At 66.3% G+C, this 401-nt stretch carries 1 pseudogene; it reads right to left on the bottom strand.

From position 1 onward, the window contains the following. Window positions 1-258: pseudogene (locus AB4Z27_RS29720) on the bottom strand (cysteine hydrolase); the annotation flags it as partial. Window positions 259-401: the final 143 nt, after the last annotated feature.

Raw genomic sequence — 401 nt, 5'->3', positions numbered from 1 at the left:
CGCCACCAGCCGCTGCGCCTGCGCCAGCGCACGCCGGCCGTCCGGGATGGGCAGCCGGCCGGAGAAGTATTCCTTCTGGAAGTCGATGATGACCAGCGCGGTGGTGCTGGCCTCGAGATGGTCGATGGGCTGGGCGCCTAGAATCGCGCGGATACCCGGATGCGGGTTCGCCCCGGCGGCGCCGGCCGATGCGGCCGATACGGCGAGCGAGACCCCGACGGTAGCGAAGCGCAAATAGCGTGGCAGATGGAAGTTCATGCAACAGGCTCCTCAGGAAAGAGGCGCCAGTCTAGGTACCGCCACGCTGCACTACAACGCCATGCGCCGCACAGGATTTGTGCGGGGGCTGCACAGGCGCGGCCAGCCTTCCCCTTACATTGGCTTCATCTTGGCTTCATCAC

The sequence above is a fragment of the Cupriavidus sp. KB_39 genome (assembly GCF_052114485.1).
GTDB lineage: Bacteria > Pseudomonadota > Gammaproteobacteria > Burkholderiales > Burkholderiaceae > Cupriavidus.
Note: the sequence above shows the minus strand (reverse complement) of the source record. Positions and strands in the feature narration are given on the sequence as shown.